This window comes from Thalassoglobus sp. JC818 (genome assembly GCF_040717535.1).
Taxonomy (GTDB): Bacteria; Planctomycetota; Planctomycetia; order Planctomycetales; family Planctomycetaceae; genus Thalassoglobus.
The window spans coordinates 42257-66180 of record NZ_JBFEFI010000002.1 but is presented as its reverse complement, the minus strand read 5'-3'; the positions used below and the strand labels follow the sequence as shown (position 1 = coordinate 66180).

The following is a 23924-nucleotide window of genomic DNA, read 5'->3' as shown; positions in this document are numbered from 1 at the left end:
AGAAGACAATACGGTGCAATGAAAATGCTCTAATGAACGCGCATTCCCGGGACGGCTCCGTCATCGGGATTGAGAAGGAAAATATCCTTTCCACCCGGTCCACATGCGAGCACCATGCCTTCGCTCAGCCCGAATCGCATCTTGCGTGGCTTGAGGTTCGCACAGCACACGACGAGACGCCCCACGAGGTCTTCGGGGTTGTAACAACTCTTGATTCCGGCAAAAACGTTGCGAGTTTCGTCTCCGCCGAGTGAGAGTTTGAGTTGCAGAAGCTTATCGGCTCCCTCGACATGATTGGCTTCAATCACGCGAGCGACACGCATATCGACTTTTACAAAGTCATCAATCGTGCAGTGCTCTTCGGTCATGGGCTCTTTTTCAAGAGCTTCGGGTCCATCGTTGAAGTTGGAAACGGGTGCCGATTCGACGGACCCGGCATCTTTGGATTCTTCAATCATCTGTTCAACTTTCTTGGGATCAACGCGTGTCATCATGTGCTGGAACTTCCCGACTGTTGTCCCGACCAGCGGAGATGCGGACTCGTCCCAGTTCTTGATTTCAAAATTCAACAGCTTCTCAGTTTCGCTCGCCAGCTTTGGAAGCACGGGTGCGAGGTAAATGACAATTTGTCGAAACAAATTCAGGCCGACAGTACAGATCTGCTGCAGCTCTGTCTGTCGATTTGGGTCTTTTCGAACGACCCAGGGCTCTTTATTTTCGATGAACTGATTGGCTCGATCTGCGAGAACCATGATCTCGCGAATGGCCGAGCTGTACTCGCACTTCTCGTAGTGCTCCGCAATCCGCGATCCGGCATCACTCGCCAGCTGAAAGAGTCCCTCATCATCGGGATACTCTTCGCTGAGCGTCGATCCAGAGACGAATTTGGCACATCGACTGGCGATGTTGACGACCTTGCCGACGAGATCGCTGTCGACCTTCGTTTTGAATTCATCGAAGTTCAGGTCAATGTCATCAACACGTGAGCTGAGCTTGGACGCGACGAAGTAGCGGAAGTAATTCGGATCGAGATGTTCAGCATACGTCGATGCCTGAATGAACGTTCCTTTCGACTTCGACATCTTCTCGCCATCCACAGTCAGGAAACCATGGATGTGAATTTTGTCCGGAAGTGAGAGCCCGGCCGTCTTCAACATGGCTGGCCAGAAGAGCGTATGGAAATATGTGATATCCTTGCCGATGAAGTGATGAATTTCTGTCTCATCGTTTCGCCACCAGTCGTCGAGCTCGACCTGGTTTTTCTTGCACCATTCCCAGGTGCTGGCGATATATCCAATCGGGGCATCATACCAGACGTACCAGTAGTTTCCGGGTGCATCTGGAATCTCGAATCCGAAGTACGGAGCGGGTCGGGAGATGTCCCAGTCACGGAGTTTTTCGCCGAGAAAATGTCCCTTCAGGTAATTCGCAATCTCCGGCTGAAGATGCTTCCCTGACTGGGTCCACTCGTTCAGAAATTCGTGATGTTGTTCGAGTTCGATGAACAAGTGCCGGGCTGTCCGCAGTTCAGGAGTCGCTCCACTGAGAGTACTTTTTGGGTTGATCAAATCCGCTGGCGAGTAGGTGGAACCGCACTTGTCGCAGTTGTCTCCGTATTGGTTCTCTGCTCCACACTTCGGACAGGTCCCTTTCACAAACCGATCGGCGAGAAAAGTCCCAGCTTCGGGATCGAAGAGCTGTTCGATATCTTGTTCTTTAACAAGGTTCGCGTCGCGGATCGACTTCCAGATTTCCTCGCACAGCTGGCGATTTTCGTCGCTGTTGGTCGATCCGTAGTTGTCGAACTCGACGTCAAACTTGGCGAAATCCCGAACATGGGCTTCCCGCATATCGGCGATCAGTTCGACTTCCGACCGGCCTTCCTGTCGGGCCCGAATCATGATCGCAGTGCCATGTGTATCATCGGCGCAGAAGTACCGACATTCATGGCCTCTCAGCTTCTGAAAGCGGACCCAAATATCTGTCTGGAGATATTCCACCAGATGCCCAATGTGGATATTTCCATTGGCATAGGGAAGGGCTGCGGTGACTAGAATTCGCCGTGAAGACATCAGATTTTCGCTTTGCGGATTGGAGCGGAACGTTCGAACCTGTGTGCAGTTTAGAGCGATCACAGGATCCTCGCGAGTGGCCACGGCGAGAAACTGGAGCAAGTTGCTGATCTCTGCACTTGCTTCAATCCAGAAATGAAGTTGCTCTCGATTTCAAAACCGGCCCAGCTGTGAAGATGCTGTAAACCCAGTTCTGAGACAACTTCGATGTGGAAGAGGTTCGCATCAGCGAATGTAAATTCGACTGCGTGAGACGCTTCAACTCAATGGGTTTTTGAGGAACGATACAGGATCGAATGATCCGCCGAGAACGGCTTTGGACTCCAGATTGAGCCAGTTCTCCAGAATTCCAGCGTAGACTTCACGGAAGTCGGTGTGGAACACGAGGTCACCCTGATCGAGATTGGTCAGATCCGGATGTTCACCAATCAGGCCCGCTTGAACCGCATTCCCTGCCAGGAACATCGGCGCAGCTGTTCCGTGATCGGTTCCCTTGCTCGCATTCTCCGCGACGCGTCTGCCGAACTCACTGAAGCAGGTCACAAGAACACGATCACCATGCCCGTGCTGATTGATGTCATTCAAGAACGCAGTCACCGATTCGGACACACTTTTCATGAGTGATGCGTGAGCGAGGGCTTGCTCTGAGTGGGTGTCGAAGCCGTCAATTTCGACGTAATAGATGCGAGTGGCGAATTCAGAATCGATCAGCTGGGCGATCGTCTTGAGGTCCTTTGCGAGTGGAGATTCCGGATAGGTCACACTCGGTTGATAACCGGCTGTTGTTTCCAGCATTCGCTGTGCGACATCCAAAGCATTCTCTGTGCTCGATTGCACAAATCCGAGCAGCGACGCTGGTTCCATCCGCTCAGAGCGAACGCCTTGCTGCAGTTCCGGGACAGTCATCTGTGAGAGTGGTTCCAAGCGGAACTGATCGAGCGACTTCACTGTGGGAACTCGATGAACCAGCGACGTCAGAGCGAAGGGCTGTTTCTGATGTCCCAAGTGCAGCGCTGGAATGTCCAGACTCGCTTCTTCCTGCACTTGATCAATCGCACGGCCAAGCCAACCGTCCTGCCGACTCATATTCTTGCGGAAACAGGTGTGCCAGATATCCATCGACTCAAAGTGCGATCGATTCGGATTCGGGTAACCAACTCCCTGAATAATTCCGAGTCGTCCCTCTTCCAGAAGATCCGCGAATCCCTTCAACTCTGGATGCAGCCCGTAGTCATCATCGATTGAGAAGACATCGTCCTTCGCAATGGCCAGTGTCGGGCGAGCTTTTTTGTACTCGTCGTGGCTGTGTGGGACGACCGTGTTCAGGCCATCGTTGCCTCCGGACATCTGCACGACAACGAGGATGTTGTCCGAATCTTTTTCCGAAGACTGGTTGGCTGCCTGAGCGAACAGTTGAGGAGCTGACCTCCCGAACGCCATCATTGCAGGCGCGGACAATGCAAGAAATCGTCGACGTGAGAGAGACATTTTTCGTTCCAATTCGTCAGCGAAGACAGGAAGTTCAGGAAAGTTGGTACTCAGGAAGTCCACAAATCAAGTGAACAACCTCTTTGAGACGCTCTTCACGTTTGCCAGCTCCGGAATCAATTTTCGCCTGCAATTGCGATCGGACGGGGGCTGGCAGACTCACCGCCAGAAGCATGGACTCCAGCCAATTGACGATCTCTTCGGACGAATTGAGCCGATGTTTGTCGAACAGGTCGCCAAGAGTTCCGTGTGAAAAGCGTGTGTTTTTGTTCTTCAAGATACTTTGAATGAGATTCGATCGAGCCAGCAGCGTCGACGAGTTGATCCACGTTCGACCGCCATCCCAGCCCTTCACATTCGGAGGAAAGAACGGAACCTGACCGAGTTCCAGCATCCCGGATGTGAGCGCGTACTGATCGGTCGAACCTTCGAGAGCCCTCAGAAATCCGACGGAGAACTCGATTGGTGAACGAACTTTTCGGGCGACTGATTGAGACGAGAAAAAGAGCTGGCTGGAAAGGATTCGCTTCACGATCGGGGCGATGTTCAGTCCATTCTCTCGAAACTCAATTGTCAGCGGTTCCAGAAGTGCCTTTGGCGGAGCTGGTTCATCAGCAACGAAGAACTGATACAGCTTGCCAATGATGAAGTCCGGGAGTGCGGGTTGGTCGAGCACGATGGCCACACCTTCGTCTCCGTCGAAAGCTCCGTCCTGGCCGAGAATCGACTTTCGACCCGAGTCGTGCTGATACCGATTGAAACGATATCGCCCGTTCCGAATTTCCCAGCCTGTGAAGCATCGAGACAGTTCCCGGATATCGTCTTCGGTGTATTGACCTTCCCCGAGTGCGAACAGCTCCATGACTTCCCGGGCAAAGTTCTCGTTGGGATGGGCTTTGCGATTCGTGACGGAATCGAGGTAGATCAACATCGCCGGGTTGCGCGAGATTTCAGAAACAAGCGTTCCAAAGTTGCCAAGCGAGTTGCTTCGCAGAAGCTCGTTCTGATCGTACATCAATTCCGGGTCAGTCACTTTGTCACCGCTCGTTGCGAAATGACCGTGCCAGAAAAGCGTCATCTTTTCTTGAAGCATGTCGGATGTTGTCAGGAACCGATACATCCACCAGGCAGGCAAATTCTCCACATTGCCCGTTGCAACGACCGTTCTGGCCAATTGCTTCATTTGGGAGAGGTAATCATTCGACTCGGTCCGCTCGTCAACGAGCTCAGCGACGACTTCGGTCGCTGTTTTATTCATTGCTGCGTCGAGAGTTTCAGACGTGGCGGAGAAACCAGCACGGCGATACAGATGGGCAGCCAGTTGACGAGTCCATTGCTGATGGCTCTCTTCGAAGGGCGACCAGGCCCAACCGGGGTCGATGTCGTGCATGAGACCGAATCCATACCTGAGAGCAAGTTGCTCGTTCTTGTGCACTCACTTGTGCTGTTTCATTCGAGAACAGGGGGAGTTTGCTCGTGCGAGTGAGTGCCAACCAAAACAAAAAACCTCTCGACAACGTTCTGATCGCTCATCGACCGACGGCGAGTTGCGAAGCTATTCAGACGGTTGCAGTACAACGTCCAGTTCCAGGTCAACGTGATGCTCGTCTGTGAGCAACTGCAAAGAGGCTCTCTCGAAGAGATTGAGAATCTCGAAGAGCGTGTTGATTTGTCGTTCTGCCTCTTCTTGAGAATGTCCTTCCTTCAACATGTTCTGAGCGATCAAATGGGATTTGTTGTCGGAAAGTGCTTCTTGCAGCTGTGGTGCTGAGATCTCGGCGAGTGTATTGACGATGGAATCAGAGTCGCTGGTCGCTTCTGATTCGCTTCGGTTCCCAGAAGTGATCAGAGTTTGAGCGAGATCAGTCGTAGAGGAGAGAATTAATTGATTCCCTGAGAATGCGAGAGTTGGCGAAAAGTTGAAATGAATCTTGGCATCCTGTGCGGTTTCCTCGCCCACTTCCGGGATAAAGGTCGCTGAGACGAGTTCGCCACCGTCAAGTTGCAGCTGTCCGAGTTCATATTGTGGTTGGCCTTCCATGGCACCGACGATGTTCAGGAAGCCGATAAAGCTCTGGAAGATCCGTCGAAATTCTCGGGTCGTCGTCTCCGGCTCTTTCATCTCAGCGAGGAGCGCGAAGGACGGGATTTTGATCGCTGGAGTCGGTTGATCTTCGGAAAAGCTCTGACGCATTCCAACGATCTGAAACGTCGGCTCGAGTGCCCCCAAGATGTCTTCAGCGAAGTCTTTTCCCGAGAAGAGAGTGGTCAGAGTGCTGTCCGCCTGGGCGAGATTGTCGTTGACTTTGGCGTCAAACAAGTCGCCAGCCCGAAGCCACATCTCAGATACGTTTCGATACGCAGAGATACTGAACAACAGCCCGGAGATTTCAGGAGTCGAAGCAGCCTGTCCGGTTCCACGCGGTCCGAAGAAGTGCTCGCGAGTCTCTGAGAGAGATGTTTGCTCGAAGGGGATTTTCAATCTCAGTGCAAGTCTGTCTTGTTCTGCACTCAGAGAAGTTGTGATGTAAGGGGCGTCCTTCAGAGCTTCCAGAATTCCTCCGAGGATCAGTTCTCCGCCCGGGTCGTCAGCGACCCCAGAGAAGAGTTTTCGCAGATCCTTGTTGTCGCCTGTTCGAATCGGTTCCGTCTGGACGAATGCCCAGGCGATGTCTTTGGATGACTTGTGCTGAAGTGCTTGCCGGAAAGTGTCTGAGTGGGCGAGACTTGTTTCCCGCCCATCGAGAAGAGCGTCTGCAATGTCGCGAGCAGTCTCAGCTTTGTTGACCAGCACCAGCCAGTCGTCATGGACGAAGAACCCGCCTCCATCGGTTCCATATGCTTTCAGTCCACGGTATTCCTTCTCTTCGAAGGGATCGTCATTCCCCTTGCTCTTCGCATCTTCCCGAGCGAGTTTGATCACTTTGTCCAGAGTGCGGGAGAGTTTCTCCGGATCGTTCGACTTCAACAGCGCGACGAAACCTTCGGTGCGACTGTCGACGGCAATCGTCACTCCGCCAGCTGCGAGTGTTTCAATCGCTTTTTGCCAGGGCATCCCGATCTGAGCTTCAATGAATCGGACTACGAACAGAAATCCGATCGCTTTCGGGTCTTTCAAAGCATCGCGGTAAGCGTTCGAATCCTGAACTTTGCGAGAAACTGGATGTGCGAGAACCGACTCCACAAGTTGATGGGGATGCTGAATCTCAGCAAAGATGATGGTCGATTCCGGGAGAATTTCTGTGGCAGTTTGTGCCTGAACGGAACTGGCCATGAAAGCCAGACCGCTCATAATGAGAAGCGAGAATCGGAGGTTTGCGGATGCATTCATACGAGCACAGGCTTTCGACAGAGGTTCCTGAATGCAGAGAACTACTCGTCGGGGAGAATTGAGGTGTCAAAAACTTTGCACACCTCCACTGGAAATCCTCGATTCAACGAAAACCGTCCGCCCGATTGACTGAAAGGCAATCGAACGGACAGCAATAAATGACTCACGAAGATCTCACAGCTTCACTGTTAGGCCTGTTTGGGAAGCTTCCTCAGTCGTATTCAATGACCTCACCACCATTCCGGGTCAGGTATGCACGCAGCGTTTCGACAGGGAGGTTGGCATCGAACCTTCTCGCTGATCCGTCCCCGAACAGAACATGGGCAGAATCACGATCGCCAAAAATCTGGGCTTGCAGATCTTCCAGGTCAACCATGAGATCAGTCGGTTGAGTCCAGACAACAGCTTCCGAGTTGGGAACGTTGACAACCATGACCGTGTTGGAAGTTCCGTCTCTGACTTCCTGAAACGTTGTTCCAGTTTTTCCGCTGAACATCATGGACTCACCGACAGGCACGCAAAGTGTCGTCCGACCAGAGAGGTTGAGAACAAGGCTCTCGGAGTGAAAGACATCAGGAATTTGAGAAACCAGTTGCGAGTTGTGTTCGCTGTCCCAGGGTTCGTCCAGATGAAACTGTTCATACAACTCTTGTTGATCAAGAAACGGCAGCAGATGAACACGCCAACTGAGCAGCGGCTGGCCCGCCTCGTTGTAGCTCGCTGAAGGAGGAAGACTCCCGTACTGCCCATAGAAAGTATGCATCGCGAGCCCGATTTGTTTCAATCGGTTCATCACGTTTAGCTGCTTGGAGACTTTGGTGAGGTTGCCGAAAATCTGAGCCAGAATCGGAGGCTGACCAGCGATCTGATTCAAGCGAAATTGAATCTCCTGTTCGCTGACTTGCGGGTCACCCGAGACCTTTGAAGAAACGTTGAGCACGGAACCGAGAGTCGATTGAATGTCTCTAATAATCAGGCCAGCTTGCTCTTGATTCAGATGGGCTTTCGCATCGAATCGACAGCTGACGGAAACTTCGGTCGTTGCTTCTTCGACTGTCACGCGAACCGATTCCAGTTGGGCGAAGAGGTCGATGGTCTCTTTCGGAAGAATTCCCAGTTCTTTGATCACGCGCACTTGTTCACTCGAAGGGACGACGAACAAACTGATCGGGGATGAGTCTCCAGCCATCGCGCGACCGAGTTTCGAACTACGATCTCCCGTCGTCGCGGAGTTCGATGGAGTTTCTCGTGATGGATTTTCCAGGATCACGAGGTTTTCGACGACGCTCGGCTTCGAGCGGGAATCGATAAGGAACGGAAGTTGATTTCCGGATTCTAATCTCTCTTTTAAGTTCTGAGCACTCGTGGAATCGGGCATGGGAATGACGAGAGTCGCCATTTGATTCATCCCTGAAATCCGCGGAACAACAGGCAACAGTGCAAATTGCAGCTGAGTGATGTTCAGCTCTTTGAGTCGGTCCAGATTCTGCTGAATATGTTCTGTCAGCAGATTGCGGTCTTCATCAGTGATTCCCGACTCGCTGGCCAGAATCATCTTCGATAACCAGTTCGCACTGAGTGATTCCAGATCAACGTCAACGACGGCGATCGCTTCGCTGTCCAGATCAAGAATTCGATCGGCAGCATTTCGATCCTGTGAAGACGCTGACGAAGTCATGCACAGAACCAGCAGCAGTGAGAACCCAATCGTGGAGCGAAATTTCGAGTTCATTTTATGAAGGGAAAGCATATCTGTTTCCTTTTGATTTCCGATGCGGGAGTGTTTGCAGAGTTCGCGAGGAAGCACGTTCGTCAACGCGTTTCGGAGGCATCATCGACGCGAATTTCATAGCGGTTGTGCCAACCGGGAAGCCGAACATCAATCACAGCGGCGCCGTCCTGAAGCGTGTACTCGAAAGGTTTTCCGGTGAATGGGTCACTCGGGATTGGAACGACAGTGATCTGATCAAGCGAAGTCGGAAGCTCACCGGAGTTGGTGCTGAGATGCATGCGAATCGCTTCGATCAGCATGTACACGCTTCGGTAGGTCTCAAGCCGTTGCTGTGCGATGTAAACTTGCTGCACAGCTGGCAAGAGCATTCCGACAATGGACTCTCTGCCAATGTCTCTCAATGACTCATACAAATCATCCGCCCGGCTTTGGCTTTCTGGAAATGGCAGCAACGCATTTGCAGCGAGTGTCTGAGTGTAGATCTGGTAGACCATGAATTCGCGAAGTGCGAGGACCTGGCCGACCGGCATCTGTTCGATTTCAGGCTCTGCCCATCCAAATTGAATCAGCTGGCTCTTCGCTTTCGCATAGTTCCGTACGGCAAACTGCTGGAACGCGAGTTCGACCTCTTCTCGAGTCGGCTGTGGCCCTAAGCCGGGAAACTGAATCCCGATTCCGACGCCCTCCTGAATGGTGGTCAACATTAATTCATTCCACTCTTCGGGAGTCCGTTCTTCAGCGAGCGGGTCAGCCAGCCATGGAAAAAACCGCTGCGGAAGTGTCATTTCCATTTCGAGTGCTGAACGAATCTCGATCATCGGTCGGGGCAATTGTGCAAGTGCCCAATAGAGATTTGGAGAGTTAGGGTGCCCGATCCAACGTTCCACCTGATTCAATGTCATTCGGTGGAGAGCAATGCCGATCAGATCGTTGATAAACGTTTCCGGCTTGGCGACATCCGTTCCGAGTCGCATTGCAGTTTGCATCGATTCCATCGCTTGATCAAATTCTCCATGCTGAACGTGAACAGCAGCCTTCACGCAGAGGATTCGTCCAAGCCCACGAAGCTCTTGAAACTCTCCGAGCCGCAGCCAGACGGTTTCCGGGCCACGCAATTCTCCGATCTGCAGTTCCCAATCGCAGTCGTTTCGAAGAGCAGCGCTGCGTGCGGTCTCCAGTGAGAGCGAGTGCGTCTCGACAAGTTTGGAGACTTGATTCCAGTCTTCTTCCGGTCTCTTTGTGGCAGGGGAAACAATGTCGATGCGACTAAACCACACACCAATTTCGGGATCGCTTTCAAGTTGAAGTAGAGAACGATACCAGAGCGGAACAGAGTTTCCCGGCGTCGCTTGATCGACTGTCGGGTAAAGCCGCCACTTGAGAACGGGAACAGGTTCTGCCGCTGCGGTCACTGTGAGTTGGTGCAGTACGACGTCGCTCTTCACCTTTTCAGGATCCGAGACGACAGGGCCATTTGGGCCGATTTCTACCTGCCCAGAAGCTTGTTGAACGCTCGCAAGTGACCACGTGAATACCAAGCAGGCAATCAAGGGTATTTGTATGATTCGATTCATAATGTCTCTCCATTTCGAGGAACATGAATGCTGAATGGTCTGAGATGCTGGGAAAGCTCGGCGTAAGTCGCGTTTGAAGAGTTCTTCCTGTCGGGGAGTGAACTCTCCGGAATCCGAATCTCGCCAGATCGTTGATTCGTATCGAAGTACCGGATGAGTGAGAGTTCATCGCGAGCATATTGACCGTCCGATTGAGCCATTACTCGTATCTGCTGCTCAGTCGGTTGACGAGGAGTCTGTTCAGACGAGACTGGTTTCTCTGTAAGCTCGGGCTGTTGATCTGTCGTTGGTTCGAGAGTCGGAACCTCGACGATCTGTACAACTCCTGGAGATATCTGAACCGAGTAGATGAGTAGACCGGCTGTCACAATCCAGGAAGCAGCTGTGGCGAATTTCCAAAGTCCACTAGATCGACGATCAGCTTTTGAGTGTTCCGAATCGCGAAGACGTAACTCTGCAGCACGCTCACCGGCTGCGTAGAGAATTTGATCACGCAGTCGCTGATTGGCTTGCGGTTGGAGAGCACTGAGATTCTTCTCGAACTCACTCGGCTGATTCGAATTTATTCTGTCACTGGACATGAAAGCCCCATCTGTTTTCGCAGTTGTTGGATGCCGTTTTGATAGCGCCGGTGCACTGTGCTGGAAGAGGTCTGCGTCAGGTCCGCAATTTCTTCGAAGGTCAGCGTTCCCCAGAGATGGGCGACGATGACTTCACGTGTTTTGCGGTCGAGGTCCAGAAGTGCTGAAGTCGCTTTTTCGCCGTCCAGTTCCGAGTCCGATCCATCCTCGAACCAGTTTTCCGATCGACGGAAGTGCCTCGTTTCCCGGTCGCGTCTTCGGATGGTGGATCGCAGCGACGAAACTGCCAGATTTCGCACGACTCTATACAGCCATGGTTTCACGTTGCTCGGGAGAACTGGTTCTTCAAGCAGCTTCAGAAACGCTGTTTGGACGAGATCGGCAGCATCATCGCTCCACTGCCGGGCATAAAGCTCGAGCGGTTGAGCGTACTTGTCGATCAGCTCTCCGAGGGTCTGTGAATCCACAGGTCGTTCATTTGTGAGGGAAGAATGGTCGGGCTTCGGATTCAAGCTGTCCGAAAGGGAACAACTCGTCACCGTCTCACGGCACCATTAAGACGCCACGCGGTCGTCTCGATCCCAATAGAACTCGAGAAGTTTTCGTGATTCCCACAGAGAAACTCGATAAGCAGCGGCTCCTACGCAAGAAAGAACTCGCGAACGACTCGTTAGATGGATGCGTAAGTCCTTTTGCAGAATACGCTTGTGAAAATTCATTGCAGAGGGGAAGAGAAGCCGCTCTGTGCAATCTTCAATTCAACATGGAAGAGAGTTTTCTCGACGATCGATTGGTCGACGCTTGCGAATTTGAATGGAACTCGCCAACTCCATTACACAGCTTTGGAAGCAACCTGACTGCTGGATGGTTTCCAGTCGATGAGCTGCAGTTCGACGTTTTCGTAGCCGCGAAACCGATTGATACTCGCCGAGAAGCAAATCGAAAATGGACCGTTGATTTCTTCGACCATCTCTTCTGCCCAGTCACCTTTTCCGAAAGCAACAGCACGGATGATCTTGCTGCCTTCACGGACTTTCAGAGCAAGGTGCCGCCCGCCTCCACCCATCGTTCCGGGGGCTTCGACAAGCTCAACCCGACTGCTCGAAAAGATCGGTCGTCGGTGCATTTGGCCGAATGGACCGAGCCAATCAAGCTCCTTAACTGCTTTGTTGGTCAGATCATGCAGCGAAATCTCAGCATCGACAGCCAGTTCAGGTTCTTCCGATTCTGAAGATTGATTTTCCGATACGTATCTGCCAAAAACCTCGCGAAATTCATCGATTCGATCGGCGGAGATGCGTAGGCCGGCAGCGGCACGGTGGCCTCCGAAGGCCTCAAGGTACTCCGAACAATGTGACAGTCCGGAGTGAAGATCGAACCCGTTGAATGATCGTCCCGAACCTTGCCCGATCCGTGTTTCGGAATTCATCGCGATCATGACCGCTGGACGTTCGAACTTTTCAGCGATTCGCGAAGCGACGATTCCGATGACCCCGGGGTGCCAGTCTTCGCTCGCCAGAACCAGACTTCCGGTTTCGAGCCAATCCGGATTCTCTTCGACCATCTCTTTGGCTTCGCGATACATCTTTCGCTCGACGGTTTGCCGATTCTTGTTCAGCTGATCGACGTAGTCTGCGAGTTGAGCCGCTCGCTGTCGGTTTTCGGTGGTCAATAATTCGACAGCCAGTCGAGCCTGTCCAAGTCGACCGGCCGCATTGATGCGAGGAGCCAGTCCGAAGCCGATATCTTCCGCGCTGAGTTCGTTTTGGCTGTCGAGACCCGCGACTTTGAGAAGCATGGCGAGCCCGGTCATCGACTTCTCAACAATTGTCGACAACCCGTAGCGGACGAGGATTCGGTTCTCCCCGACAAGAGGAACTACGTCGGCCACCGTTCCCATCGCAGCGAGGCCAACCGCAGCTTTCAGGTACTCACGCATTCTTGGCGAAGCTTTTGTTCCATCGCCCAGCTTCTGACAGATCGCCCAGGCCAGCTTGAAAGCCACACCTGCCCCGCAAAGATCGGGGAATGGGTATTCGCTTCCGGGGAGTCGCGGGTGAACGTTCGTCGCTGCCGCTGGGAGTTGATCCGCAAGCGTATGGTGATCGGTGATGATCAGTTCCAGCCCCAGACTCTTCGCAAGAGCCGCTTCCTCGAGGCTGCTGATTCCGCAATCGACCGTGATCACGAGCCGCTCGGGATCTTCGTCGTAGAGGGTTTGAATCGCTTCCAGGTTGAGTCCGTAACCTTCTTCGAGTCGACATGGAATGTAGTAGTCGACTTGAGCGCCTGCGAGTTTGAGACAGTGCCAGAGGATACTTGTCGCTGTCACTCCATCGACGTCGTAATCTCCGTAGATCGTGATTCGACGTTTCGCGTTGATCGCGCTGACGACCCGGTCGGCTGCTTCAGAAACTCCCGGCAGCAAACCCGGATCATGCAGGTCCGTCATCTTTGTTGAATACAGGGAGTCTGCCTGATTCTTCGTTGTGACTCCCCGCGCAGCCAGCACCTGTGCAAGGAGGGGAGAACAGGACATCTCTTCAGCGAGACGGCCAACAATTGCCTGGTCGTGCGACGCAAACCTCCACTGTTTCGGCATCGAACTTTGAACTCTCTAGAGCAAGTTGCTCTTCCCTGTGCACTCGCTTGCTCGTTCTCGCTCAATTGAAGAGTTGAGCTTGTTCGTGCGAGTCAGTGCAAACCAAATTTGAAAATGTTCTAAAGGTTGTCTCAGATCGGCTCGAGTGCTTGAACCTTTGTTGTGTGCACTCGATTGAATGAATTCGCTCGGACCACTTTCTTGGGGCTCGCGGCACACTGATGAAGGAAATAACTCCCTGAGCGAGCAGAAGCAAAGTTTACCCGATTCGGCTTTCGAGTCGAGAGTTGAATCGATGACCGCATCGAAACTCTCGAGAATCGAAGTGGGGACAATCTGCGTCGATCGATGACAAATCAATTCGCGAAAGGTCTTGAGCTGCCTTTTCTGCGTCTCCGAGGGGCTCCCTCGCGAGTTCCGCAGCGATCGAGCTTGCATCGAATTCTTCGACCAGAACTCTCTCCGCTGGCGGGTTGGGCTTCTTCGTAAGCAATCACAGGCGTGCCACGCAACAGGGACGAAATCCTTCGCAAGAGTGCTCGATTTCTCCCGACTCGACACGAATACAACTCCAGAGTGGCAATACCCGGTAGCATAAGCAGGCCGAGTTGCCCGAACGATTCAGAGTGATTTTGAATCGTCTCCATTGAGACATAATCCTGCCCTACCCAGAACCCGTCGGTGCTTCCATGAGTGACGATTGCGACTCGGCGAGGAAGATGATCGCTGGCAATCGAGAACTCGAAGACGAAGTTCGAAATCTCGGCGAGATCTTTCACGAAACGCGGGTAAGCATCTTTGCTGCTGTAGATTCGACCTGCCGGGTCGTTGACGTTCGTACCGATGAATTCGAAGTCGTAGTACTTCACCGGATTTTGGCTCGCTCGTTTCTTAGCCATGGGCCCGCTTTCAATTTCTCTTTCTTGGTACAACTCTCTGAAGTGAATCTCCAATATCAAAGCAGCTTCGTAGTGAACTCAACTCTTTGCCCGAGCCGCTACGAATGTTTTCAATGTCCTCAGGTTGTGGACTTCCGTCAAGAACTTTTTGTGGTCTGGCAGGAGGTTGATTGTCGCGTCGCAGCATCCTGGACGGCATCGATGATCTTGTCGTACCCGGTGCAGCGACAGAGATTGCCTGCCAGATAGAAGCGAATTTCTTCTTCAGTTGGATTCGGATTGTCTCGCAGTAGTGCTTTCGAAGACATGATGAAACCGGGGGTGCAGATCCCACACTGCAGGGCAGCGTTTTCAAGGAATGCAGACTGGATCGGTGACAATCCGTCCTGATCAGCGATCCCTTCGATCGTTTCGATTTCAGAGCCTTCGCATTCAACGGCGAGCACGAGGCAACTGGTCACAGGCTTCCCATCGAGCAACACTGTGCAGGCCCCACAGTTTCCGTTGCTGCAGCCTTCTTTGGTCCCTGTCATATCGAGAGAATCGCGAAGGACTTCCAGCAGGGTCTGTCTCGGTTCGCACAAGAACGATTTGGATTCGCCGTTGATCGTGGTGGAGACGACTCGTTGTTTGGCCATTGTCGAGAGCTTTCCGGGAAGTAAGTTCAAAATCGAATGGGAGTCAACTTCTCTACGATTGCTGGATTCGCTGTGATGTTTCGGCGAGAACCCGCTGGACAAGAACACCGGTCACGTGAGTCCGAAATTCGATTGTTCCGCGATGGTCATCAATCGGCGAGACCAACGTTCGAGCGATGTTGCCAGCTTCAGCGAAGGTCTCTTCGTTGACTGGTTGATCGATCAGGAATTCGGAGACTTTGTTCGCGAGAAATGGCTTTGGAGCAACGGCGCCCAGTCCGACGCGAGCAGCTTTGATGACCGATTGTGATTCATCCAGTGTCAGAGCAGTTCCAACACCCACGACAGCGATGTCCATTTCATAACGGGGAATGAAGCGTCGATAATGGCTGGATGAGTTCTGAGCAGCTGGAGGAAATCTCAACTCGACGAGTAATTCGCCCTGCTTGAGAACATTCGCTGCAGGACCTGTGCAGAAGTCTTCGACGGGAACCTGTCTCTCTCCATTTGGTCCGGCGATGACGCAAGTGGCTCTCAGTGCAATGAGTGCTGGCGTTGAGTCTGCAGCTGCACCGGAAGTACACAAATTCCCGCCGACGCTGGCTCGCGACTGAATTTGAATTCCCCCGATGATTGAGCAGACATCGTGGATCGCCGGGTACAGTTTCTTCACTTCGGCAGTTTGCGTGATCCGACGACAAGAAACCGCCGCACCGAGTCGCATTCCGTCTGCGTTCACTTCGAGAACATTGAGTTCTGGAATCTTCTTGATGTCGACAACTAGATCGGTTTCGATCCGTCCGATTCGAATGTGATCGATCAAGTCCGTTCCGCCCGCCAGCGGTTTCACTCGTTCCTGATTGAGAAGCTGGATGGCTCCATCAAGTGATTGCGGGGCTTCGTACTCAAAATCGCGCATGTCCAAGTACCCGTGATCGATCGTCCTAAAAGATTTCCGTTTAGAGACGATAACTCTTCCACTTCCAAATGCCAATTCAGCTGCACAGAACTGTTTATTCCGGTTGTGCTGGCTGCGCTGATTGCCCGGTTTCGAATGTGCCGGTTCTTCCCGAATGGCCCATACTGACGGGTGGGGCTCTGACGATGAATCTAAGGAAATCGTCTGTTTTGCCCCTCGCGAAGTAGACGGTCGAGCTAGCTTTTGAGAACCGGATTCAACTGAGAGTTTGAAATGTTTCGATTGCTCTGGACCTGGAGGCAGGAGAGTCGCCGACGGACTCGTTCACAGTTGCAAGTCGAGTCTCTCGAAGATCGCGTTCTTCTCTCTTCCACACGTGGTATCCCAAAGCCGATGATGGCGGTCGTGCGAGCGCCGTCACATTCTCAGTCGGACGCGGATCACGACGATCATCACACTGACCACCATGACGAAACGCACTCCGGAATTTTCGATGAGCACGGTGGGGAACGGATCAACGAACCGCCAGAACCGATCGAGTTGCTGGAGTCGTCCGTCGAGACTCCTGTTGAACAGCTCAGCTATGTACTGCTCAATCAAACCTTTTCACTTCACAGCTTGCCGGAAGCTGATCACACGATCTATCTCGACTTCGACGGGCATGTGACTCAGGGGACAACCTGGAATTCTTCCAGCGGAATTTCGTCGATCGTTTCATCTGCGTATGACCCTGATGGAAACGGGGCAACGTTTACGCCGAATGAGCTGCGGAGGATTCAGCGAATCTGGGAACGCGTGGCTGAAGACTTCGCTCCCTTCGCCGTCAACGTCACGACTGAAGATCCCGGTGAGGAAGCACTCCGAAAGAACGGTTCGGGCGATACTCAATGGGGAATTCGAGTCGTCATCACTCCTGACAAATGGGATGATTGCGGCTGCGGTGGTTTTGCGTACATCAACAGCTTCAATGATTCAGCTGACGAGCCGGTGTTCGTTTTCAACACGACTGAAATTGGAGTCTCAGCAGCAGCTTCACACGAAGTCGGTCACGCGCTCGGGCTGTCTCATGATGGAACATCTTCGGAGGAGTATTACGACGGCCACGGATCAGGGACCACAGGTTGGGGCCCGATCATGGGGAGCGGGTACTACAGCAACGTGACGACTTGGGATACTGGACACTATCACGATACGAGTAACGGATCGGCGAACGCCAACTATGGGTCAGGACCGGACGACTTTGCGGTCATTACGTCGCAGAACGGTTTTGGATTTCGACCTGACGATCACGAGAGTGGAATTCAGGGAGCGACATCGCTGACCGTGATTGACACGGCGGATGAGCAGTCAGAGCTTCAGGGTTTCGGCCGTATCGAGATGGCCGATGACAACGACTGGTTTTCCTTCTCCACTTCGGGAGGAGCGATCGACCTGACAATCGATACATATTTTACTGAGGCATTTATCCGGTCTCAGGGCGGATCGTACACTCAGGCATATATGTCCTCCTCTTTCTCGCAAGGCAGCAATCTCGATGTCCTGGCGAAGCTGTATGACTCGACGGGGACACTGATTTTGTCTTCGAATCCAGCACATGATCTCAGCGCGCAGCTTCGGACTACGCTCGCGGCGGGAACGTACTTCGTCTCCATTGAGGGCGTTGGATACGGTGACTGGGCGCAAAACCCTCCGCAAGGTTATGCAGCTGGAGTCAGTCTCGGTCAGTATCTGATTCGCGGGACCGTTGCTGCTCAGTCGGCAGAGTTCAACAACTCGCCCACGCTGCACAGCATTCCACAGATCCAGCTCTACTCAGACTCCCTACCGGTAACCCGCACGTTGACTGGTATTTCGGCCGGCTTCGGGGAAACGCAACCGATCCGGATCACAGCGGTCAGTCAAAGACCTGAGCTGATCGCACATCCGCAAATCGACTATCAACCCGGTTCCTCAGAAGCCTTGATGACATTGACGCCGGTGGGAGGACAAACCGGAACCACGATTGTCACAGTGACGGTGGAAGATGGAGGACTCGACGGAAATCTTGAGACTGTTGATGACAATCTCACGATGACGCGGGAATTTGAAGTTCTTGTCCGTGAAGCGAATCAGGCGCCGATTGTCTCGGACCAGTCGATCGGCATGGTTCGCAATCAGGTGAACGGAACAGTCGTCGGAACTGTTGCTGCGACGGATTCGAATCCCGATCAAACGTTGACCTATTCGATTGCCTCTGCGACAGATTCACGAGCCTTCGCAATCAATAGCGAAACGGGCGAACTGACAGTCGCACGGCGAAAGTCTGTGCGATCCATTCGCACCCACGAAGTCATCGTACGAGTGACAGACAATGGAGACCCTTCGCTCTCTTCCGAAGCGACGATCACAATTCAGATCGTGAAAACTAACACCATCGGGTTTGTCGAGTTGAATCCACTGATCACTTCGATTGACGAAAATGCCTCACGTCCGGGAAGAATTGCGATCGCAGAGATTTCGGTCGTCGACGATGGAGTCGGCACGAATGAGCTCGCCATCGACGGACCTCACGCATCTCTGTTTGAAATCGAAGGAAACCGACTCTACCTCAAAGCTGGCTCTCCGTTTGATTTCGAAACGACCCCTTTGCTCAGTGGGTCAATCACCGTGACCGATCCTTCTCTCTCAAATGAAGCAGGCAGTTCCACACCGTTTAATCTCGCAGTTGGAAATGTCGACGAACTATTGACCGGGCTGGAACTTGATCGACCCGTCCAAACAATCGCGGAGACTCTCGACACCGCGCAGCCATACAGAGTTGCCGATCTGCGTGTCCTTGGCGATGCGCTCGGTTCGTATCAATTCACTTTGGATGGAGTTGATGCAGAGTTGTTCGAAATCTCGAATGGCCAGCTGTTTCTAAAAGCTGGTGTGACATTGAATCGTCTGACGAATCCGCGGCTCGACGTGTCTGTCGTCGTTGATGAAGTTGGGATGGGGTGGTCCGACGATGCTTGGGCCAGCCTCTCTATCATGGTGACGGAAGTTCCGATCAATTCTCCGCCGGTGCTCTTCGATCAATCCTTCAGCGTTGAGAAGAAGAGCCCGACCGGAACGCTCATCGGAATCATTGACGCCGAAGATGCGCAACCCAATCAGCAATTGACTTACGAGCTCATCTCCGGGAACTCGAAGAAATTTCAATTGAATACAGAGACCGGTGAACTCACTGTGCGAAGTAAACGTTCGATTCGCAGCAGCGGAGTCTACGAGTTGGTGATTCGAGTGACGGACAGCGGCGAACCTGCTTACAGTCGAGAAGCAGTGATGACGGTCACTGTCGAATAAGCCTCTGGCGTCGCTGATCTCCGGTTCTTGTTGTGCCTGCTGAACAAAAATATCGCCCTCAGGAGGGAAAAGTTTTTCGAATGCTGTAAAACTGGGAAGAGCTTCTGCGGTTCGTGATCGTATTCAGCAGGGATCTTCAAACTATGGCCAGCCAATCGCTCATCGGCTCGATTTCTTCTCAGTTACCGAACTCGTCGTCCAGGTGTTCGCTCCGTCGCAATGAGACAGCGAGACGTCAGTTTGTCAGAGTGTTCCTCGCGATTCTCAGCCTCGCTGTGATTCCGCAATCTGTCAGCCAGGCCCAGGACGAGTTATCAACGGAACGAGTGGAGCATTCACTCTACCGAGCAGTGCGATTCTTTCGCGAAAAAGTCGGAGTGAGTGGCGGCTACGTTTATCAGGTCAGTGATGACCTGAGTCAGCGAGAAGGCGAGAATGCCGTCGGCCCACGTGAAGCTTGGGTGGAAGTTCCCGGCACGCCAGCTGTCGGGATGGCTTATTTACAAGGATACCAAAAGACTCGCAATCCGATTCTGCGGGATGCGATGCTGGAGGTCGCGGATGCGCTCGTCCGTACTCAACTCGAGACCGGTGGATGGGCGAACAACATGGAGTTCGATCCCCTTCTGCGACCAAACTACGCCTACCGGGTCGATCATCGAAGCAATCCCGAGAGACGTTTCAATCGAACGACACTCGACGACGGAAAGTCCCAGGCTTGCCTGACCTTTCTCATGCTTGTCGATAAGGAGCTGGAGTTTTCGAACGAGAGAATCCACGAGGCGGCCCAATATGCTTTGGATTCTTTCAGAAAAGCTCAGTACCCCAACGGAGCCTGGCCACAGCAGTACGACGAGTTTCCCGATCCGTCGGAGTTTCCAGTTGTAAGAGCAAAGTTTCCGAAGTCATGGGAGCGTGAATACAAGCCTGCCACATATCGATACTTCTACACGCTTAACGACAACACGATTTGCGATGTCATTCAGATGATGCTTCTCGCGCATGCGATTTATGAAGATGATCAATGGCGACAGTCAGCAATCGATGGGGGTGACTTTCTGTTACTCGCTCAACTCCCCGAACCACAACCGGGTTGGGCGCAGCAATACAATCACGAAATGGAACCTGTTTGGGCCAGGAAGTTCGAACCCCCCGCTTTGACCGGAGGTGAGTCTCAGGGAGTTCTGGATACTCTCCTCACTTTGTATGAACAGACAGGCGAAGAGAAGTTTATTCAACCAGTTTCGCGAGCGATTGAGTTTTATCGGTCGCTGGAACTCTCTGACGGTCAGCTAGCGCGCTTTTATGAGATCGGTTCTAACAAACCGCTCTACTTCACGCGTGATTATGAGCTCGTCTATACAGATGATGATTTACCAACTCACTATGGATTCAAAGTAAGCTCCAAGCTCGACCGAATCGAATCACGAGCGGAAAGGCTTTCGAGGCAAACACCTCAGAGTCGAAATTTGGTGGCAAGTCCGAGAGCCGTTGAACTGACCGACAAGTTGATTGCAGAGGTTCAGAAAGTCGTTGATGCGCAAGACAATCGAGGTGCTTGGGTCGAAGACGGAGCGATGAGAAACGCGGACAAATTCACATCTACCGGAGTGCCAGTTGAAGACAAGGATGGATCTCCGTCAAAGTCGTTTGTTGCCAAGCGGGCAACGAGAGTGATTTCCACTAAGACATTTATGAAGAACTTGAATACGCTGGTCGACTACCTCGCAGCAGTTCAGCAGCAGTGAGTCAGTCGTCTGAATCGCATTTCGCAGAAGGAAAATCCCTGTGCTTAAAAATAAAACCGGGAGGCTCAATCATCAGATCGAGTCTCCCGGTTGTTGTTAAGTACAATTGAAATTTCATGCGTCACTTAGAGAAAGTGAATTCTCCGTTCTGCGTGTCGACATGAATCGTTGATCCTTCCGGAAACTCACCTGTGAGAATCGCGTTCGCGAGCGAATTCTGGAGTCGGTTCTGAATCACGCGTTTCAATGGACGTGCTCCATAGGTCGGATCATACCCTTCATTCGCCAGAAGTGTTTTCGCATCATCTGACACTTCCAGTGCAAATCCATGTTCAGCCATCTGTTTGGCCAGACGATCAATCTGCAGCTCGACAATCTTTCGGATCTCCGTCCGTTGGAGAGGATGAAAGACGATCACATCGTCCACACGGTTCAGGAACTCCGGTCGGAAGTGATGCTTCAATGCGTCGAGACACGTTTCTCGGATCTTTGCTTCATCACCTTCATTGGCGAGTTCCAGAATCGCCTGAGAGCCGATGTTTGAGGTCATCACGACGATCGTGTTCGTGAAGTCCACGGTTCGTCCCTGCCCGTCGGTCAGACGGCCATCGTCGAGCAGCTGCAACAAGACGTTGAAAACGTCTCGATGTGCCTTCTCGATTTCATCCAAAAGGATGACCGAATACGGTTGCCGACGGACTGCTTCCGTCAGTCGACCACCTTCTTCATAGCCGACGTATCCGGGAGGAGCTCCGATAAGGCGAGCGACCGAGTGTTGTTCCATGAACTCACTCATGTCGATTCGCACCATGTTTCGCTCGTCGTCGAACAGGAATTCAGCCAGGGCTTTGCAGAGTTCTGTCTTTCCGACACCAGTCGGTCCCAGAAAGATGAATGATCCGATTGGCCGGTTTTTGTCCTGCATTCCTGAACGAGAACGACGCACCGCATTCGAAACTGCAGACACTGCTTCGGACTGGTTGATCATCCGCTGATGGATGAGGTCTTCCATGTGCAGCAGTTTTTCGCGTTCTGTTTTGAGCATTCGGCTCACAGGAACTCCGGTCCAGGCCGAAACGACTTGAGCAATTTCCTCCGGTCCTACTTCGGTTCGGAGGAGTCGACTCTTCGTTTCGCTCACCGGTTCTTCAGGCTCGACCGATTGCTCGTCCACCTGTTTGCGCAATTGGGATCGTCGTTGATCGAGTTCGAACAACCTTTGATAGTCCTTTTCGTCGACCATTTGTCCTGAAGATTGCTGTTCTCGAATCAGTGCTTCGAGCTGTCCGTATTCGAGGTCGGCTTTCTCAAGTTCTTCTCGAACTTCAGTAATGTCACCGAGGCCGAGTTTTTCGGATTCCCACTGCTCCTTCAGGCTCGCGAGCTTCTGATTGAGCTGTTCCATTTCCGCCTGAATCTCACGGCGTTCCTTCTCCGCATGCTCTTCGTTCTCTTCTGAAAGCTGGCGGTTGGCGATTTCCAGACGAGTCAAACGTCGCTGAACTTCGTCAATTTCGGTTGGAACAGAATGCAGTTCCATCGAAACACGTGAGGCAGCTTCGTCGATCAAATCGATTGCTTTGTCCGGCAAGAAACGGTCGTTGATGTAGCGATCGGAGAGCGTTGCAGCTGCGTCCAATGCCGCATCACGAATCTTGATTCCGTGGTGCTTTTCGTACCGCTCTTTCAAACCTCGCAGAATGGCGATGGTGTCTTCGACTGAGGGTTCTTTGACCGTCACCGGTTGGAACCGTCGTTCGAGTGCCGCATCTTTTTCGATGTACTTCCGGTACTCATCGATGGTGGTTGCACCAATACAGTGAACGTCTCCGCGTGCTAATGCAGGTTTCAGGAGGTTGGAAGCATCCATCGCTCCATCTGTTTTGCCGGCACCAACAAGTGTGTGGAGTTCATCGATGAAGAGAATGACCTGACCGTTCGCTTCTTCGACTTCTTTGAGGACGGCTTTCAAGCGGTCTTCGAACTCGCCTCGATATTTAGCTCCAGCGATCAGTGCACCCATGTCGAGCGCGACCACTTTCTTGTCTTTCAGAACCTGAGGCACATCGCCCAAAACGATTCGGTGAGCCAGACCTTCGACGATCGCGGTTTTTCCGACGCCGGGGTCTCCGATCAGAACCGGATTGTTTTTTCGTCGACGCGACAAGACCTGGACCACTCGACGAATTTCTCCATCGCGGCCGATCACTGGATCGACTTTTCCCTTGCGGGCGAGTTCGACAAGGTCCTTGCCGTACTTTTCGAGTGCCTGATACTTGTCTTCCGGGTGTTGGTCAGTGACTTGATGACCTCCCCGAACAGCCTTCATGGCCTGCATCAAGTCGTCTGTTTCGATTCCATTGAGATGCAACAGCCGTTTGGCTGCGTCATCGACTTTCGTCAACGCGAGGAAGAGGTGTTCGGTCGAGACAAACTGGTCCTGCATCGAAGAAGCTGTCTTCTGAGCTTCTTCGAAAACCTGAATCGATTCTCGCGACGGGCTGATTTCGAGGTTTGATCCTGAGGAAGCTGGGAGACGGTCGATTTCCCCGTCGACCATGGTGGAGAGTCGAGTCGCTTCGACTCCAATTTTCTTCAGAATCGCCCGCGGAATTCCTTCCGGGTCTTGAATCAGCGCCGCAAGAAGATGAAGCGGCAGCAGCTGTCGATTGTGTTTGCCCTCAGCGATGGAATGAGCGTCCTGGACAGCCTTCTGTGCTTTCGTTGTGAATTTATCAAATTGAATTGCCATAAGTTGATCCTCCTTTCGAATCAGTCATTGGCTATGCAACGACTGTGCCAAGCGGGTTCATCAGTCCATAAGGCTCTATTTTGCAGTGTTTTACGAGTTTGTGGTGAACGAGATGCTGCCAAGTCGGCACTTTCTCTCGAGCGACAGAGTGACGCCAATTGTGCCAAAATGACATGTTGAGGTTGTTGGACCGAAGGCATTCCTCCTCGTTCGGGATAAAGATCCTGAAGAGAAAACATTGTTGGCCCGATCAGACAGAGT

At 52.5% G+C, this 23924-nt stretch carries 15 protein-coding genes; 2 read left to right on the top strand and 13 right to left on the bottom strand.

Going from position 1 to position 23924, the window contains the following annotated elements; genetic code table 11:
• Window positions 1-29: 29 nt before the first annotated feature.
• The 12 genes from metG to AB1L42_RS04705 all read right to left on the bottom strand — a co-directional run bounded on the left by metG (window position 30) and on the right by AB1L42_RS04705 (window position 15836).
• Window positions 30-2072: a methionine--tRNA ligase gene (metG, locus tag AB1L42_RS04760; RefSeq protein WP_367051877.1), complete on the bottom strand. Its 2043-nt coding sequence runs from the start codon at window positions 2070-2072 to the stop codon at window positions 30-32.
• 258 nt (window positions 2073-2330) lie between these two features.
• Window positions 2331-3560 carry a DUF1501 domain-containing protein gene (locus AB1L42_RS04755; RefSeq protein WP_367051874.1) on the bottom strand — a complete coding sequence of 410 codons (1230 nt, stop codon included), beginning with the start codon at window positions 3558-3560 and terminating at the stop codon, window positions 2331-2333.
• 34 nt (window positions 3561-3594) lie between these two features.
• Window positions 3595-4950 carry a DUF1800 domain-containing protein gene (locus tag AB1L42_RS04750; RefSeq protein ID WP_367051871.1) on the bottom strand — a complete coding sequence of 452 codons (1356 nt, stop codon included), beginning with the start codon at window positions 4948-4950 and terminating at the stop codon, window positions 3595-3597.
• A 165-nt stretch (window positions 4951-5115) separates the two neighbouring features.
• Window positions 5116-6834, bottom strand: a complete 1719-nt coding sequence (locus AB1L42_RS04745; RefSeq protein ID WP_367051868.1) for a hypothetical protein — start codon at window positions 6832-6834, stop codon at window positions 5116-5118.
• Window positions 6835-7102: 268 nt separating this feature from the next.
• Window positions 7103-8569: a DUF1559 domain-containing protein gene (locus AB1L42_RS04740; RefSeq protein WP_367051865.1), complete on the bottom strand. Its 1467-nt coding sequence runs from the start codon at window positions 8567-8569 to the stop codon at window positions 7103-7105.
• 134 nt (window positions 8570-8703) lie between these two features.
• The gene (locus tag AB1L42_RS04735) at window positions 8704-10197 is read right to left on the bottom strand and encodes a hypothetical protein (RefSeq protein ID WP_367051862.1); all 1494 of its coding nucleotides are present in this window, start codon (window positions 10195-10197) and stop codon (window positions 8704-8706) included.
• On the bottom strand, window positions 10194-10778 hold the full coding sequence (locus tag AB1L42_RS04730; protein WP_367051859.1) for a hypothetical protein: 585 nt from the start codon (window positions 10776-10778) through the stop codon (window positions 10194-10196). The genes AB1L42_RS04735 and AB1L42_RS04730 overlap by 4 nt, the downstream gene beginning before the upstream one ends.
• Entirely contained in the window at window positions 10760-11245 is a 486-nt protein-coding gene (locus AB1L42_RS04725; RefSeq protein ID WP_367051856.1) for an RNA polymerase sigma factor, read from the bottom strand. The genes AB1L42_RS04730 and AB1L42_RS04725 overlap by 19 nt, the downstream gene beginning before the upstream one ends.
• 365 nt (window positions 11246-11610) lie before the next feature.
• The gene (gene recJ / locus AB1L42_RS04720; RefSeq protein ID WP_367051853.1) at window positions 11611-13380 is read right to left on the bottom strand and encodes a single-stranded-DNA-specific exonuclease RecJ; all 1770 of its coding nucleotides are present in this window, start codon (window positions 13378-13380) and stop codon (window positions 11611-11613) included.
• 356 nt (window positions 13381-13736) lie between these two features.
• A complete protein-coding gene (locus AB1L42_RS04715; RefSeq protein ID WP_367051850.1) occupies window positions 13737-14279 on the bottom strand; it encodes a DUF4347 domain-containing protein in 543 nt (180 codons plus the stop codon).
• Between the two features lie 137 nt (window positions 14280-14416).
• Window positions 14417-14917 carry a (2Fe-2S)-binding protein gene (locus AB1L42_RS04710; protein WP_367051847.1) on the bottom strand — a complete coding sequence of 167 codons (501 nt, stop codon included), beginning with the start codon at window positions 14915-14917 and terminating at the stop codon, window positions 14417-14419.
• A gap of 52 nt (window positions 14918-14969) precedes the next feature.
• Complete coding sequence (locus AB1L42_RS04705) at window positions 14970-15836, bottom strand: xanthine dehydrogenase family protein subunit M (protein ID WP_367051844.1); 867 nt, start codon at window positions 15834-15836, stop codon at window positions 14970-14972.
• Between the two features lie 273 nt (window positions 15837-16109).
• On the opposite strand from AB1L42_RS04705, the gene AB1L42_RS04700 reads away from it, so the two are divergent.
• Together AB1L42_RS04700 and AB1L42_RS04695 are read left to right on the top strand one after the other, a co-directional pair.
• On the top strand, window positions 16110-19163 hold the full coding sequence (locus AB1L42_RS04700; RefSeq protein WP_367051841.1) for a cadherin domain-containing protein: 3054 nt from the start codon (window positions 16110-16112) through the stop codon (window positions 19161-19163).
• 143 nt (window positions 19164-19306) lie between these two features.
• Complete coding sequence (locus tag AB1L42_RS04695) at window positions 19307-20911, top strand: pectate lyase (RefSeq protein ID WP_367051837.1); 1605 nt, start codon at window positions 19307-19309, stop codon at window positions 20909-20911.
• A 121-nt stretch (window positions 20912-21032) separates the two neighbouring features.
• Here AB1L42_RS04695 and clpB read toward each other — a convergent pair whose 3' ends face one another.
• Window positions 21033-23663, bottom strand: a complete 2631-nt coding sequence (gene clpB / locus AB1L42_RS04690; protein ID WP_367051834.1) for an ATP-dependent chaperone ClpB — start codon at window positions 23661-23663, stop codon at window positions 21033-21035.
• Window positions 23664-23924: the final 261 nt, after the last annotated feature.